This is a genomic window from Ancylobacter pratisalsi, from assembly GCF_010669125.1.
Classification (GTDB): Bacteria; Pseudomonadota; Alphaproteobacteria; order Rhizobiales; family Xanthobacteraceae; genus Ancylobacter; species Ancylobacter pratisalsi.
On sequence record NZ_CP048630.1, the window covers coordinates 3,137,913 to 3,152,353 of the forward strand.

A 14,441-nucleotide genomic window follows, 5' to 3' on the forward strand; every position below is an offset into this window, starting at 1 on the left:
CCGCTCACGGAGCGCGCCGGAGTCGAACCCGGCAGGGCATCGACACCCTCACCTCCGAGGCTCGGCGATCCTCGCCTCGCAGGGGGAGAGGGTGACAAGAAGACCGGCCGTGGCCTTCCCGACGGTGCGCCTATTCGGCTTCCCGCACGCCGGTGATGCCGCTGTAGGACGGCGGGTCGCTGGCCGGGAAGCTGTCTTCGAGCGTGTCGTCGATTTCGCTTTCGGTGGGTTCATCCGGCCGTTTGGGCGGCGGGGGCTCGTCACCGGTCACGCCGCTGAAGCTCGGCGGGTCGCTGGCGGGGAAGGTATCCTCGATCGTCTCGTCGACTTCCTTCTCCGAATAGTCGGCGGGATCAATCGGCTCGCGGCCTTCGTTCATGATCATTCGTCGTCCCTCGTTTACCGGTGTCGCCTTCAAGAATTGGTCCTCGCGCGAGCGGCTTCAAGGCTTTCGGGGGCGCGACAGATTTCTTTCGTGCGCGGCGGAACCTTTCGCAACCGGCCGCGTTATCAGGGTTCGCCGCGCCTGCGCGCGGGCGCGTGCGTGAACTTGCGAACCCGTTTGCGAGGAGGAAGCGCATATGAACGCGGAAAACACCGCCGTGCGGCTGCAATACTGGCCGCCATCCCACACCGTCGACGCTCCCGACACCTGGCCCGAGAGCTTCGAGTTCGGAACCCTCGACGACGCCGTCGCCTTCGCCATGACCCAGGCCCCCGCCGGCCGCGAGGTGGCATGGGTGCGCACCGCCGAGGGCGAGGTGCTGAAGATGGCGCAGATTCGACGCCTCTGGGAGCTTCGGCAGGCGCATTGAATCAAGGTCTTGAGGCCTTAAGGCGGTCGCCGCGGGCGTTTTGATTGCCTTGGCGGGCGTTCTGGGTATAGTGCGCCGCAAAATTCAACGCGGACCCGGAAAGGCTTCGGGTCCGCTTTTTGGTGTTTGAATATGAAGCTGCGCAACATTGCCATCATCGCCCACGTCGACCACGGCAAGACCACCCTCGTCGACGAACTGCTGAAGCAGTCCGGCTCCTACCGCGAGAACCAGCGGGTTGCCGAGCGCGTGATGGATTCGAACGACCTCGAAAAGGAGCGCGGCATCACCATCCTGGCCAAGGCGACCTCGGTCGTCTGGAAGGACACCCGGATCAACATCGTCGACACCCCCGGCCATGCCGACTTCGGCGGCGAGGTGGAACGCATCCTGAACATGGTGGACGGCGCCATCGTTCTGGTCGACGCCGCCGAGGGCCCGATGCCGCAGACCAAGTTCGTGGTCGGCAAGGCGCTCAAGGTCGGCCTGAAGCCGATCGTCGCCATCAACAAGGTCGACCGCTCGGACGCCCGCGCCCAGGAAGTCATCAACGAGGTGTTCGACCTGTTCGCCGCGCTCGACGCCAATGACGAGCAGCTGGACTTCCCGATCCTCTACGGTTCCGGCCGCAACGGCTGGATGGCGGATTCGCCGGAAGGCCCGCAGGACCAGGGCATGGCGCCGCTGTTCGATCTCGTGCTCAAGCACGTGCCCGAGCCCACCGTCGATGACGGCCCGTTCCGCATGATCGGCACGCTGCTGGAAGCCAACCCCTTCCTCGGCCGCATGATTACCGGGCGCATCACCTCGGGCTCGATCAAGCCGAACCAGTCGATCAAGGTTCTGGCGCAGGACGGCTCGCTGGTCGAGCAGGGCCGCGTCTCGAAGATCCTCGCCTTCCGGGGCATCGAGCGCCAGCCGATCGAAGAGGGCGTGCAGGGCGACATCATCGCCATTGCCGGCCTTTCCAAGGGCACCGTCGCCGACACTTTCTGCGATCTGGTCGTCGACGCCGCGCTGAAGGCGCAGCCGATCGACCCGCCGACCGTGACCATGTCCTTCATCGTCAACGATTCGCCGCTCGCCGGCACCGAGGGCGACAAGGTGACCAGCCGCGTGATCCGCGACCGCCTGCTGCGCGAGGCCGAAGGCAATGTGGCGCTGAAGATCGAGGAAGCCGCCGACAAGGATTCGTTCTTCGTCTCCGGCCGCGGCGAACTCCAGCTCGCGGTGCTGATCGAGACCATGCGCCGCGAAGGCTTCGAAATCGCCGTGTCGCGCCCGCGCGTGGTGTTCACCAAGGACGAGAGCGGCGAGATTCTTGAGCCGATCGAGGAAGTCCTGATCGACGTCGACGAGGAATATTCCGGCGTCGTTGTGCAGAAGATGAGCGAACGCCGCGCCGAGATGGTGGAGATGAAGCCGTCCGGCGGCAGCCGCCAGCGCCTTGTGTTCTATGCTCCCACCCGTGGCCTCATCGGCTACCAGGGCGAGCTGATGACCGATACGCGCGGCACCGCGATCATGAACCGCCTGTTCCACGCCTATCAGCCGCACCGTGGCGAGATTCCCGGCCGCCGCAACGGCGTGCTGATCTCCAACGAGGCCGGCGAGGCGGTGGCCTACGCGCTGTGGAACCTCGAAGATCGCGGCCCGATGATGATCGAGCCCGGCTGGAAGGTCTATCAGGGCATGATCGTGGGCGAGCACAACCGCGAGAACGATCTCGAAGTGAACGTTCTCAAGGGCAAGAAGCTCACCAACATCCGCACCACCTCCAAGGATGAGGCGGTTCGCCTCACTCCGCCGATCCGCATGACGCTGGAGCGTTCGCTGGCCTGGATCCAGGACGACGAACTGGTCGAGGTGACGCCGAAGTCGATCCGCATCCGCAAGCGCTTCCTCGACCCCAACGAGCGCAAGCGCGAAGAGCGCCGCAAGGAAACCGAGGGCGTCTGACGCCTTTGTCGATACGGGGGCGCTACGCCCCCGTATTTATTTGGTATCGGCTCGCCTGCCCAAGCGTGAAGCGTGGCGGCGGAGCCACGCCCCGGTGGATCGATCGTGCGATCGGGGATGAAAGCCCTTGATCCCGGAGAGCGCATTTGCTCCCATCAGGGCAATGAGCACGCTTCTTGTCGAGACACGCCGGGCCCGCCCGATGGATGCCGCCGACATTGCCGAGATTCACGACTCGGCGTGGCGCACGGCCTATCGCGGCCTCATTCCCGGTGCCGAGCTGGAGAAGATGGTCCAGCGTCGTGGTCCCTTGTGGTGGGAGACCGCGCTGCGACGTGGTTCGCGGGTGCTGGTGCTGACGCTGGGCGACGCCGTCGCCGGCTACGCGAATGTCGGGCGCAACCGCGCACGCGGCCTGCCCTATGAGGGCGAAATCTACGAGCTTTACCTGCGTCCGGAATATCAGGGGCTGGGCTTCGGCCGCCGCCTGTTCACGGATGCGCGCAAGGAGCTGGCCAATGCCGGCTTCGACGGGCTCGCGGTGTGGGCGCTTGCCGCCAACGAGCCGGCGCTGGGCTTCTACCGCGCGCTCGGGGGCATGGGCGTCGCCCGCTCGACCGAGACCTTCGGCGAGCGCACGCTGGAAAAGCTCGCCTTCGGCTGGAACGGCTGAGGAAAGGCCAGGGCGCCCGCCCGTGGGGCCGGTGATCCATAGACCGGAAAGTGGTTACGGCAGGCGCTTCAGCCTTGCAGCAGCGCCTGGAGCCTTGCGGTGAGTTCGGCGGGGTCGCCGGTCAACCGGAAGGTCTTCAGCCGCGCCGTGGCTCCTGAAACCAGCTCGACGCGCGAGGCCGGCAGGCCGACCGCCTTGCTCAGCAGCTTCGCCAGCGCCGCATTGGCCTTGCCGTCCTCCGGCGCCACGCTGACGCGCGCCTTCACGGCGCGGCGCCCGTCCGCCAGCTCGACAATGCCGTCCAGCCCGTCACGCCCCCCACGCGGGGTGGCCCGCACGGTGAGGACGACTCCCTCCGGCGTGCTGGACCAGGGCAGGGCGCCGGGAGCGGGCAGGCCGGACGTGCTCAGACCAGGATCTCGAAGACGAGGTTGCGGATGAAATACAGGCCGATGATGAGGACGACCGGCGAGATGTCGATGCCGCCAAGATTCGGCAGGATCCGCCGCAGCGGCGCCAGCGCGGGCTCGGTGATGCGCCAGAGGAATTCGCCGACGCTGCGCACGATCTGATTGTGCGGATTGACGACATTGAAGGCGACGAGCCACGACAATATGGCCGAGGCGATGAGGATCCAGACGTAGAGCGTGATCAGCGTGTCGAACAGCCAGAGAAGCGAGTACATCGCGAGCCTCGGAAGGAGAGTCGGTGGCGGATGCCAAAGGGGATGCTGGCATGATGCTTAAAGGCGCCGCCGCATTGCGGCAACCCCGATTCACAAGGCATAGGGATAGCGCGCCTACGTGCCTTGACAGCGGGCGGGCGGGAACCGTACAAGGCGCGGCCTAAAGCGTGGGGCCGTAGCTCAGTTGGGAGAGCGCTGCAATCGCACTGCAGAGGTCAGGGGTTCAAATCCCCTCGGCTCCACCAAAAAGGCACTGAAATTCTTCGTGAATTTTCGCGGGACCGCGTAACGCGCCGCACATTGTTCCCATCATGTGATTCACATTCGGCCGCACGCTGCCTGATGCAGCTGTGATGCCGCGTCGCCGCAGTGCCTCCAGCGCGGAGCCGGCGGGAAGGCGTTTTCGTCGCCTCCCACGTGGTTGCCCCCTGCCGCCCTTCCGAATCAGGAAGACGGAAGCCCCGCAGGCCGGCCACGCGGTGCGCCTGCGGCCGGGGACAGTCTAAGGCTGAGTTCTGCCGAGTGTGTCGGCCATTGTCGCCCCGCGCATGCCCAGCGGCCTTGCGGGCCCGGTCGTGGTGTCGCGGGAGGTCTGGTGCTCGGATTCCGCGTTCACCTCGGCACCGATCAGGATGACCACCACCGAGATCCAGATCCAGATCATGAAGGCGATGATGGCGCCCAGCGAACCATAGGTTTCGTTGTAGCTGGCGAAGTTGGTCGCGTACCAGGAAAAGCCCATGGAGGCGGCGATCCAGAAGGCGGCGCCGCCGAGACTTCCCAGGCTCAGCCAGCGCCAGCGCGCATACTCCCGGCTGGGGCCGAAACGGTAGAGCAGGGCCAGCGCGAATGAGAGCACCAGGAACAGAATCGGCCAGCGCGACAGGCGGACGAACATCTCCCCGCCGATCTCGGGCACATGGTTGAGCACGATGGGCAGCACGATCACCGCGCCCACGGCGCCCACCATGATGAGGATGGCGCCGGCGGTGAACAGCAGCGAGATCGCGTTCAGCATCGCGAAGCTGCGCTTCTCACGCTCGGCATAGACGATGTTCAGCGCGTCGAAGAGCGCCTTCATGCCGGCATTGGAACTCCACATCGCCATGGCCAGACTGAAGAAGAAGGCAAGCCCCAGGGAGGTGCTGCCGCTGCCGGAAATGCGCTGGACCTGAGTGCTGATCACCTCAATCCCGCTGTCCGGGATGATGCCGCGCCACTTGTCCATCTCCGACAGCACGACCGTCGGCTCCGTGAACAGACCGAACAGCGACACGAACGCCGCCAGCGTCGGGAACAGGGCGAGAATGGAATAGAACGTCACGCCCGCGCCGATGGCGAGCACGCGATGCTCGGAAATATTGCGATAGATGCGCAGGCTCACATCCCACCAGCCGCGCGCGGGGATGCCCGTCGGCGCGGTCGCGAACCGGCCGATGTCCGAGGCAGATTCGCCCGTGGCAAGTCGGTCCGAGGCAGGTCCGCACGTGGCCGTGCCGGTCCCGATGGTCTCGACCGGCGCCGCGCCGGCCGCCTGATTGGCCTTGCGCTGCAAAGCGGCGGCAAAGGCGAGAACGCCCATGGCGCCGGCAACGAGTACGGCGTCTGTTCTCAATCGTCGGTTCAAAGCCGGCCTTTCGCGGTGGGATGGTACGTCAACGGTAAGTACCGTTCAAAGTTCCCGACGCAAAGGCCCGCAGGGGCGGGGGAGCAGGTCTAGGCGCGCGCCGCCGGCCGATCAGCCGGCGGCGGCCATTTCCAGCCGGCGGTTGAAGCGCAGCGCCAGCAGCGTGCACACCGCGCCCGACAGCAGATAGGCGCCGGAGGCCGCGAGGCCGAAATGGCTGGACAGCAGAAGCGCGGCAAGCGGGGCGAAGCCGGCGCCGAACAGCCAGGCGAAATCATTGGTCAGCGCCGACGCCGTGTAGCGATATTTCGGCGCGAAATTGGACGCCACGACGCCCGAGGACTGGCCGAAGGAAATGCCGAGCAGGGTGAAGGCGAGCACCATGAAGGCGGCCTCGCCGATGACGCCGCCGGCCAGTAGCTGCGGGGCGAAGCCGCTGAACACCGCGATGGCGGCCGCCGAGCCGGCGAGCAGTGTGCGCCGCCCGATCCGGTCGGCGATGGCGCCGGAGGCCACCACCGCCGCCAGGCCGAAGAACGCGGCAATGGCCTCGATCAGCAGGAAGCGGGTCGGGCGTTCATCGGTGAAGAGGAACACCCAGGACAGCGGGAACACCGTGACCATGTGGAACAGCGCGAACGTGGCCAGCGGCGCGAAGGCGCCGGTGAGGATCGCCTTGCCCTCCGCCCGCACGGTTTCGGTGATGCGCTGCGGCTCAAGCGCGCCACCCTCGAACAGGCGGGTGTATTGCGGCGTCACCGCCATGCGCAGCCGCGCGAACAGCGCCACCACATTGATCGCGAAGGCGACGAAGAACGGGTAGCGCCAGCCCCAGTCAAAGAAATCCGCCGCCGAGAGGTTGCCGAGAAAGAAGGCGAACAGCGCGCTGGCGATGATCAGGCCGATCGGCGCGCCGAGCTGGGGCAGCATGGCGTACCAGCCGCGCCGTCCCTCCGGCGCGGTCATCGCCAGAAGCGGGGCCAGCCCGTCCCAGGTGCCGCCCCAGGCCAGACCCTGGCCGATGCGGAAGATGGCCAGCAGCCAGATCACCGCCGGCCCCAGCCGCTCATAAGTGGGCAGGAAGGCAATCGCCACGGTGGACGTGCCGAGCAGGAAAAGTGCGGCGGTCAGCTTGGCGCCGCGCCCGTGGTGGCGGTCGATCGCCATGAACAGCGTGGTGCCGAACGGGCGGGCGATGAAGGCCAGCGCAAAGATCGCGAAGGAATAGATCGTCCCCGTGAGCGGGTCGACGAACGGGAACACCAGCTTTGGAAACACCACGACGGAGGCAATGGCATAGACGAAGAAGTCGAAAAACTCCGATGCACGACCAATGACGACGCCCACTGCAATCTCGCCCGGATCCACATCACCGTCATGGGCGTGGATTTGCCGGGCGTTCTGCTCAAGAGTCGTCACTGGCGTCGTCATAGATCTTACCAAAACTGGAATGAATATAAGTCGTATCTGAAAGCCAATTCGGGCATTCCGGACGTGTCATGTACGCTTATCACCGTTGATAAGGGGTCGGGATGCGACACTTCGACATCATTGTCGTGGGTTGATATTACGATTGCTGCGGTGCACCTAGTGCGGCAACGATTCAAACCTAACGGGTGTACCTTCCGTTGCGGCGTCTTTATCTTTTAGCACTGCTCCCACTGGTGACCGCTCTTGGCGGGTGCAACTTCGTTGTACTCGATCCGACGGGCGATATTGCGGCCCAGCAACGCGACCTCCTGGTCATTTCCACGGCGCTGATGCTGCTGATCATCATTCCGGTGATGGCGCTCACCATCTTCTTCGCGTGGAAGTATCGCGCCTCCAACAAGGACGCGCGCTACGAGCCGGAATGGAGCCACTCCACGCAGATGGAGCTGGTGATCTGGGCGGCGCCGCTGCTGATCGTCATCTGTCTGGGCGCGCTGACCTGGATGGGCACGCATCTGCTCGACCCCTATCGCCCGCTCGACCGCATCGCCGCGGGCGAGCCGGTGCCGGACAGTGTGACGCCGCTCGATGTCGAAGTGGTCGCGCTGGACTGGAAGTGGCTGTTCATCTACCCCGACCAGGGCATCGCGACCGTCAATGACCTCGTCGCCCCCGTCGGCCGGCCGATCCGCTTCCGCATCACCTCGTCCTCGGTGATGAACGCCTTCTACATCCCGACGCTCGCGGGCATGATCTACGCCATGCCGGCGATGCGGACCGAGCTGCACGCGGTGGCCAACACGCCCGTCGATACGCGCGGCTTCTCGTCCAACTACAGCGGGGCCGGCTTCTCCGGCATGTATTTCCGCTTCCGCGCGCTCGACGAGGCCGGCTTCGAGAGCTGGGTCGCCGAGGCCAAGGCGAGCCCGGAGCCGCTGACCCGCCAGGCCTATCTCGATCTGGAGAAGCCGAGCGAGAACGTGCCCGCGCGCCACTTCGCCGATGTCGACCCCACCCTGTTCGACGCGATCCTCAATCTGTGCGTCGAGCCGGGCAAGATGTGCATGCACGAGATGATGGCGATCGACGCCAAGGGCGGGCTCGGCATCGAGAGCGCGTCGAACGTGCTGCCGCTGACCTATGACAAATACGCGCGCCGCGGCACGGTGTTCGGCGGCACTGCTGGCTTCGTCGTCGGCATCTGCACCCCCGAGGAACTGGCCAACGCGCTGGCGCTCACCGCCACGGCTCCGGTGTCGCGGGCGTCGAGCGCGCCGGTGCACGGGGCGGGTATGGCGCTGCCGGCGTTCACTCTGCCGGCACTGTCCCGGCCGCTGTCGTTCCTCACTCCGACCCGCCTGCCGCCTGACGAGGCCCTCTCGGGCCCGCGGCGGCCCTCCAACTCCTGACGGCGCCCATGACCGAATCTCCGATGATCGAACCGAACTTCCTGTTCGGCCGCTTCACGCTTGAGGCGATCCCGTACCACGAGCCGATTCTGGTCGCGACCTTTGCCGTGGTGGCGGTCGGCGCCATCGCCGTGCTGGGCGCGCTGACCTATTTCCGGCTGTGGGGCTATCTGTGGCGCGAGTGGTTCACCAGCGTGGACCACAAGAAGATCGGCATCATGTACATGGTGCTGGGCGTCATCATGCTGCTGCGCGGCTTCGCCGACGCCATCATGATGCGGCTCCAGCAGGCCATCGCCTTCGGTGGCAGCGAGGGCTATCTGCCCGCCCACCATTACGACCAGATCTTCACCGCCCATGGCGTGATCATGATCTTCTTCGTGGCCATGCCCATGGTCACCGGCCTGATGAACTTCGTGGTGCCGCTGCAGATCGGCGCGCGCGACGTCTCGTTTCCGTTCCTCAACAATTTCTCGTTCTGGATGACGGTGTCGGGCGCCGTGCTGGTGATGACCTCGCTGTTCGTGGGCGAGTTCGCGCAGACCGGCTGGCTGGCCTATCCCCCGCTGTCGGGCATCGGCTACAGCCCCTATGTCGGCGTCGACTATTACATCTGGGCGCTGCAGATCGCGGGCGTGGGCACGCTGCTCTCGGGCGTGAACCTCATCTGCACCATCGTGAAGATGCGCGCGCCCGGCATGACGATGATGAAGATGCCGGTCTTCACCTGGACCGCGCTTTGCACCAACGTGCTGATCGTCGCCGCCTTCCCGATCCTGACCGCGGTGCTCGCCCTGCTGGCGGCCGACCGCTATATCGGCACCAACTTCTTCACGAACGACTTCGGGGGCAACCCGATGATGTACGTGAACCTGATCTGGATCTGGGGCCACCCGGAGGTCTACATCCTCATCCTGCCGGCCTTCGGCATCTTCTCGGAGGTGACCTCGACCTTCGCCGGCAAGCGCCTGTTCGGCTATACCTCGATGGTCTACGCCACCGTCGTCATCACCATCCTGTCCTATCTGGTGTGGCTGCACCACTTCTTCACGATGGGCTCGGGCGCCAGCGTGAACTCGTTCTTCGGCATCACCACGATGATCATCTCGATCCCGACGGGCGCGAAGATGTTCAACTGGCTGTTCACGATGTATCGCGGCCGCATCCGGTTCGAACTGCCGATGATGTACACGGTCGGCTTCATGCTGATCTTCGTCGTCGGCGGCATGACCGGCGTGCTGCTCGCGGTGCCGCCGGCCGACTTCGTGCTGCACAATTCGCTGTTCCTGATCGCCCACTTCCACAATGTGATTATCGGCGGCGTGCTGTTCGGCATGTTCGCGGGCATCGCCTTCTGGTGGCCCAAGGCGTTCGGGTTCCGGCTCGACCCGTTCTGGGGCAAGATGTCGTTCTGGTTCTGGGTGGTGGGCTTCTTCTTCGCCTTCATGCCGCTCTACGTGCTCGGCCTGATGGGCGTGACGCGCCGCCTGCGGGTGTTCGACGACCCGTCCCTGCACATCTGGTTCGAGCTGGCGGCGTTCGGCGCCTTCCTCATCGCGCTCGGCATTGCCTGCTTCCTGATCCAGATCGGGGTGAGCATCCTGCGCCGCGACACGCTGCGCGATCTCACCGGCGATCCCTGGAACGCGCGCACGCTGGAATGGGCGACCTCCTCGCCCCCGCCGGCCTATAACTTCGCCTTCACCCCCGTGGTGCATGATCTCGATGCGTGGTGGGACATGAAGAGCCGGGGCTATGTGCGCCCGCTGGAGGGCTTCAAGGCCATCCACATGCCGCGCAACACCAGCGCCGGCATGTTCCTGGCCGGCTTCAGCTTCGTGCTCGGCTTCGCGCTGATCTGGTACATCTGGTGGCTTGCGGCGCTGGCTTTCGCCGGGCTGCTGGTCACCGCCATCGGGCACACCTTCAACTACAATCGTGACTTCGACATACCCGCCGACGAGGTCACCCGCACCGAGGACGCGCGCACCAAGATGCTCGCGCAGTTGAACCCATGAGCAGCGCGACCATGACCGAAGCCTCGGGCGAGGTGCCCGTGTTCTACGAGGTCGACGAGCACCCGCACCCGGAAGGCCACAGCACCTCGCTGGGCTTCTGGATCTACCTGATGAGCGACTGCCTCATCTTCGCGGCGCTGTTCGCGATCTACGGCGTGCTGGGCGGCAGCTACGCCGCCGGCCCCGGCCCGCGCGAGCTGTTCGATCTCAACCTGGTCGCGCTCAACACCGCGATGCTGCTGTTCTCCTCCATCACCTATGGCTTCGCCATGCTGACCATGGAGAAGGACCGTGTGGCGGTGACGCTGGTGTGGCTCGCCGTCACTGGCCTGTTCGGCCTCGCCTTCCTCGGCATCGAGCTCTACGAGTTCCACCATCTCATTTCCGAGGGCGCGACGCCGCAGCGCAGCGCCTTCCTGTCGGCGTTCTTCACGCTGGTGGGCACGCACGGGCTGCATGTCACCTTCGGCCTGATCTGGCTGACGACGCTGATGGTGCAGGTCGCCCAGCGCGGCCTCGTCACCGCCAACAAGCGCCGGCTGATGTGCCTCAGCATGTTCTGGCACTTCCTCGACGTGATCTGGATCGGCGTTTTCACCTTTGTCTATCTGATGGGAATGCTGCGATGAGCGCGCACGACATGGGCGCCGCCCACGGCCACCACGACACGCACGGTGCGGAACCGCACGGCTCGCTGCGCGGCTACGTCATCGGCTTCGTGCTCTCTGTCATTCTCACCGCCGTTCCGTTCTGGCTGGTGATGAGCGGGGTGCTCGACAATGCCACCGCCACCGCCTTCGCCATCATGGGCTTCGCCGTGGTGCAGATCGTGGTGCACATGGTGTTCTTCCTGCATATGAACTTCCGCTCGGAAGGCGGATGGACCATGCTGGCGCTGGGCTTCACCCTGATCCTGGTGGTGATCACGCTCGCGGGGTCGCTGTGGGTCATGTACCACCTGAACACCAACATGATGCCGAGCCTCCACGACATGAGACAGATTCCGTGACCTCCCGCCCCGACGGGGCGTTGGGGGAGCGGGAAACCGAGCACGCGCCCGTCTCCGGTGGGGCGCGCATCGCGCTGCTGGCGCTGTGCGTGGTGGGCGTGGCGCTGTTCACCGGGCTCGGCGTCTGGCAGGTCAAGCGCCTGTTCTGGAAGCTCGACCTGATCGCGCGCGTGGAGGCGCGCATCCACGCCGATCCGGTGGCCGCGCCCACGCCCGAAGCCTTCGCCGCCGAGGCCGCCAGTGAGGCGGAATATCGCCGGGTCGGCCTCTCCGGTCATTTCCTCAACGATCGGGAAACGCTGGTGCAGGCGGTGACCGAGCTTGGCGGCGGCTTCTGGGTGCTGACGCCCTTCGTCACCACACGCGGCTTCATTGTTCTCGTCAATCGCGGCTTCGTGCCCCCGGAAAAGCGCGCGCCGGAAAGCCGCGCGGCCGGCACCATCGAGGGGCCGACCTCCCTCACCGGACTGTTGCGGCTGAGCGAGCCGGGGGGCGGCTTCCTGCGGCGCAATGACCCCGGTCATGAGCGCTGGTATTCGCGGGACGTCGCCGCCATTTCGGCGGCGCGCGGGCTGGACGGCGGTGCGGGCTATTTCGTCGACGCCGACCGGGCGGCCGGCATGGCGGGCTTTCCGGCCGGCGGGCTTACCGTGACCCGCTTTTCCAACAACCACTTGGTCTATGCGCTGACATGGTTCGCGCTCGCCGTCATGAGCGCCGTGGGCGCTTACCTGGTCTGGCGCAAGCGCGCGAGGTGAGGGCCGGGGCGCGTCTCGCCCCGGCACGGGATGGGTCAGGTATTCAGCCCGTATAGGGCGCGGCCAGCGCGGCGGTCGGTGCCGCGTTCAGCGCGCGGATGCCGCTGTAGCCGTGCCATCCGACATAAAGCCCGACCGCGACCAGCAGGGCGCCGGAGAGATAGGGCGCGCGGCGTGCGGCGCCGGAGAACCAGCTCCAGCGCTTGGTGGCATGGCGCACGCTCAGCGCCGCCACGGCCCCGACCGCGACCAGGGTGATGGCAAGGCCGATCGAGAAGCACAGCACCAGTCCGAAGCCGAGCGAGAGCTCCTTGAGCTGAAGGCACAGCAGCAGCACGGTAATGGCGGCCGGGCAGGGGATGAGCCCGCCGGTGAGGCCGAACAGCACGATCTGCCAGGTGGTGACCTCCCGATCGGCGAACCGCCGGCGGATGTCGTTGGCGTGAGCCAGCTCGTGGGCGTCCTGATAGCCGTCCGTGCCGACATCCAGCCCGCGCAGTTCCTCGTGCAGATGGTCGTGGCCTTCGGTGCTCTTCAGGAACGACACGTCGAAGTCGTGCGAATGGTTGCCGTGGCCAAGCGCGAGGCGGACCATGAAGTCGAACGGGGCCGGGATCGCCTCGACGCTCTCGATGTAATCCCCGCGTTCGGCAAAGGCGAAGCTCTGGACGCGGCCATCGGCCCGTTCGGTCGTCAGCTTCACCTCGCCGGCCGCCCATGGCTTGCCGCGCTCGGGACGGAAGCGCCAGTGCGCGTCGCCATGCCCGTGGTCGTGCAGTTCCAGCTTGTGCAGGCCATGCCCGGTATCGATCATCCGCACGTCCGACGCCGCATGTCCGTGCTCGTGGCCATGGTCATGATCGTGATCATGCCCGTGGTCGTGGACCGCCCCGTGATCGTGCCCCAGCGCGGCCTTGGCGCGCTGCTGGTCCTCATGGGTGCGCCAGAGCATCCATGACGCCATGGCGATGATGATGACGGCGGAGACGAACTGGAGGTAGGGCTCGAAGGTCTCAGGGGCGATGCCCTGCCACAGATACATGCCGCCGAGCGCGATGGCCCAGACCACCATGGTGTGCGACACCGTCGCTGCCAGCCCGAGCAGCACGGCCTGTGTGACCGTGCCCCGCACCGCGACGATGAAGGCGGCCATCATCGTCTTGGAATGTCCGGGCTCCAGTCCGTGAAGGGCGCCGAGCAGGATCGCACTGGGGATGAACAGCCAGGCGTGAGTGGTACTTTGCTGAATCAGCTCGGCGAATGTTGGCATGGATCCTCAGAGATATTTGATGATGTCCTTGAAATCGTCGAGCGAGCGCCGCTGATCCCCTTCAAGCGGGGACACCACGTCATCAAGGCAATGGTCGAGATGGTCCTGGATCAGGGTCTTCTTGGCCTGACTGATCGCCTTCTCCACCGCGTGGAGCTGCTGGGCGATGTCGAGACAGGTCCGACCCGATTCCAGCATCTCGATCACGGTGCGCAGATGGCCGTGGGAGCGCTTGAGGCGCTTCACGATCTGCGGGTGGCTGGCGTGGACGTGCAGGTGCTCGCTCATGTCTCTCTCCTATCCCCCCTGGGGGGTTATGTACATCCCCCCAGGGGGGATAATTTGCGTGGATGCGGCCGGCAGCGCCGGCGCGTGTCGGGTGCACATAACCCGCGCACCGGACCTGCCGCCACTTTCCCGGTGACGAAGGGCACCAGGGGCCCGCAAACCTCTGTGACTATGTAGGGGTGGGGAGGCGCCGGCCGTGCGCAGGCGGGGCGCGCGTGCGGGGGCATGGTTGAGGACGGCTCAAGGTCTCTCGCGCCCCCTCGCGCGCCTGTCGCTCTCCGCCATAGGGCGGAGCAACCCGTGCCGGGTTGTCAGTGGGGCGGTATCCCGGAAGGCGAGGGCGCCTAACCAGGAAGGCGCTTGCCGGCCGTGCGCCGGGCGCCGTCTCGCGTGGCCGCCAGTTGGCCCGGCGCGGGGTATCCGTTGCCGCTCACGCCAACGCTCAATCCGCGATGCGGGATGCGGGATGCGCCCGCGCGCGGTGCTGCCGTCAAATTGG

At 65.9% G+C, this 14,441-nt stretch carries 15 protein-coding genes and 1 tRNA gene; 9 read left to right on the top strand and 7 right to left on the bottom strand.

From position 1 onward, the window contains the following. Window positions 1-130: 130 nt before the first annotated feature. A complete protein-coding gene (locus G3A50_RS14780) occupies window positions 131-418 on the bottom strand; it encodes a hypothetical protein (protein WP_246251727.1) in 288 nt (95 codons plus the stop codon). Window positions 419-581: 163 nt separating this feature from the next. On the opposite strand from G3A50_RS14780, the gene G3A50_RS14785 reads away from it, so the two are divergent. The 3 genes from G3A50_RS14785 (at window position 582) to G3A50_RS14795 (ending at window position 3,447) form a co-directional block, all read left to right on the top strand. Then, the gene (locus G3A50_RS14785; RefSeq protein ID WP_163075981.1) at window positions 582-815 is read left to right on the top strand and encodes a hypothetical protein; all 234 of its coding nucleotides are present in this window, start codon (window positions 582-584) and stop codon (window positions 813-815) included. A gap of 132 nt (window positions 816-947) precedes the next feature. Beyond that, window positions 948-2,774 carry a translational GTPase TypA gene (typA, locus tag G3A50_RS14790; protein WP_163075982.1) on the top strand — a complete coding sequence of 609 codons (1,827 nt, stop codon included), beginning with the start codon at window positions 948-950 and terminating at the stop codon, window positions 2,772-2,774. Between the two features lie 163 nt (window positions 2,775-2,937). Then, window positions 2,938-3,447: a GNAT family N-acetyltransferase gene (locus tag G3A50_RS14795; RefSeq protein WP_163075983.1), complete on the top strand. Its 510-nt coding sequence runs from the start codon at window positions 2,938-2,940 to the stop codon at window positions 3,445-3,447. Between the two features lie 68 nt (window positions 3,448-3,515). Here the strand turns inward: G3A50_RS14795 and G3A50_RS14800 are convergent, their stop codons facing one another. Next, complete coding sequence (locus G3A50_RS14800) at window positions 3,516-3,824, bottom strand: DUF167 family protein (protein WP_246252478.1); 309 nt, start codon at window positions 3,822-3,824, stop codon at window positions 3,516-3,518. A gap of 29 nt (window positions 3,825-3,853) precedes the next feature. Continuing rightward, on the bottom strand, window positions 3,854-4,132 hold the full coding sequence (locus tag G3A50_RS14805) for a YggT family protein (protein WP_163075984.1): 279 nt from the start codon (window positions 4,130-4,132) through the stop codon (window positions 3,854-3,856). 169 nt (window positions 4,133-4,301) lie between these two features. On the opposite strand from G3A50_RS14805, the gene G3A50_RS14810 reads away from it, so the two are divergent. Then, window positions 4,302-4,377: transfer RNA gene (locus tag G3A50_RS14810), tRNA-Ala, on the top strand. A 257-nt stretch (window positions 4,378-4,634) separates the two neighbouring features. Here G3A50_RS14810 and G3A50_RS14815 read toward each other — a convergent pair. Together G3A50_RS14815 and G3A50_RS14820 are read right to left on the bottom strand one after the other, a co-directional pair. Beyond that, window positions 4,635-5,747, bottom strand: coding sequence for a YihY/virulence factor BrkB family protein (locus G3A50_RS14815; protein WP_163075985.1), 1,113 nt, complete (start codon window positions 5,745-5,747; stop codon window positions 4,635-4,637). 123 nt (window positions 5,748-5,870) lie between these two features. Next, the gene (locus G3A50_RS14820; RefSeq protein ID WP_163075986.1) at window positions 5,871-7,190 is read right to left on the bottom strand and encodes an MFS transporter; all 1,320 of its coding nucleotides are present in this window, start codon (window positions 7,188-7,190) and stop codon (window positions 5,871-5,873) included. A gap of 197 nt (window positions 7,191-7,387) precedes the next feature. On the opposite strand from G3A50_RS14820, the gene cyoA reads away from it, so the two are divergent. The 5 genes from cyoA to G3A50_RS14845 are packed head-to-tail and all read left to right on the top strand — an operon-like array spanning window position 7,388 to window position 12,384. Next, entirely contained in the window at window positions 7,388-8,599 is a 1,212-nt protein-coding gene (gene cyoA, locus G3A50_RS14825) for a ubiquinol oxidase subunit II (RefSeq protein ID WP_163075987.1), read from the top strand. A gap of 8 nt (window positions 8,600-8,607) precedes the next feature. Then, window positions 8,608-10,617, top strand: coding sequence for a cytochrome o ubiquinol oxidase subunit I (gene cyoB, locus G3A50_RS14830; protein ID WP_246251729.1), 2,010 nt, complete (start codon window positions 8,608-8,610; stop codon window positions 10,615-10,617). Next, complete coding sequence (cyoC, locus tag G3A50_RS14835) at window positions 10,614-11,246, top strand: cytochrome o ubiquinol oxidase subunit III (RefSeq protein WP_163075988.1); 633 nt, start codon at window positions 10,614-10,616, stop codon at window positions 11,244-11,246. Before cyoB ends, cyoC begins: the two co-directional genes overlap by 4 nt. Continuing rightward, on the top strand, window positions 11,243-11,626 hold the full coding sequence (cyoD, locus tag G3A50_RS14840) for a cytochrome o ubiquinol oxidase subunit IV (RefSeq protein WP_163075989.1): 384 nt from the start codon (window positions 11,243-11,245) through the stop codon (window positions 11,624-11,626). Before cyoC ends, cyoD begins: the two co-directional genes overlap by 4 nt. After that, window positions 11,623-12,384 carry an SURF1 family protein gene (locus tag G3A50_RS14845; protein ID WP_425483412.1) on the top strand — a complete coding sequence of 254 codons (762 nt, stop codon included), beginning with the start codon at window positions 11,623-11,625 and terminating at the stop codon, window positions 12,382-12,384. The genes cyoD and G3A50_RS14845 overlap by 4 nt, the downstream gene beginning before the upstream one ends. A gap of 43 nt (window positions 12,385-12,427) precedes the next feature. Here the strand turns inward: G3A50_RS14845 and G3A50_RS14850 are convergent, their stop codons facing one another. Both G3A50_RS14850 and G3A50_RS14855 read right to left on the bottom strand, forming a co-directional pair. Beyond that, window positions 12,428-13,654 (bottom strand): nickel/cobalt efflux transporter, encoded by a 1,227-nt coding sequence (locus G3A50_RS14850; RefSeq protein ID WP_163075990.1) that lies wholly within the window; start codon window positions 13,652-13,654, stop codon window positions 12,428-12,430. 6 nt (window positions 13,655-13,660) lie between these two features. After that, the gene (locus G3A50_RS14855) at window positions 13,661-13,942 is read right to left on the bottom strand and encodes a metal-sensing transcriptional repressor (protein ID WP_163075991.1); all 282 of its coding nucleotides are present in this window, start codon (window positions 13,940-13,942) and stop codon (window positions 13,661-13,663) included. Window positions 13,943-14,441 lie beyond the last annotated feature (499 nt).

Coding starts and splice junctions, on each gene's coding strand:
- cyoB (WP_246251729.1), top strand. CDS start 8,608: ATGACCGAATCTCCGATGATCGAACCGAACTTCCTGTTCGGCCGCTTC.
- G3A50_RS14805 (WP_163075984.1), bottom strand. CDS start 4,132: ATGTACTCGCTTCTCTGGCTGTTCGACACGCTGATCACGCTCTACGTC.
- G3A50_RS14785 (WP_163075981.1), top strand. CDS start 582: ATGAACGCGGAAAACACCGCCGTGCGGCTGCAATACTGGCCGCCATCC.
- typA (WP_163075982.1), top strand. CDS start 948: ATGAAGCTGCGCAACATTGCCATCATCGCCCACGTCGACCACGGCAAG.
- G3A50_RS14850 (WP_163075990.1), bottom strand. CDS start 13,654: ATGCCAACATTCGCCGAGCTGATTCAGCAAAGTACCACTCACGCCTGG.
- G3A50_RS14855 (WP_163075991.1), bottom strand. CDS start 13,942: ATGAGCGAGCACCTGCACGTCCACGCCAGCCACCCGCAGATCGTGAAG.
- G3A50_RS14795 (WP_163075983.1), top strand. CDS start 2,938: ATGAGCACGCTTCTTGTCGAGACACGCCGGGCCCGCCCGATGGATGCC.
- cyoD (WP_163075989.1), top strand. CDS start 11,243: ATGAGCGCGCACGACATGGGCGCCGCCCACGGCCACCACGACACGCAC.
- cyoC (WP_163075988.1), top strand. CDS start 10,614: ATGAGCAGCGCGACCATGACCGAAGCCTCGGGCGAGGTGCCCGTGTTC.
- G3A50_RS14820 (WP_163075986.1), bottom strand. CDS start 7,190: ATGACGACGCCAGTGACGACTCTTGAGCAGAACGCCCGGCAAATCCAC.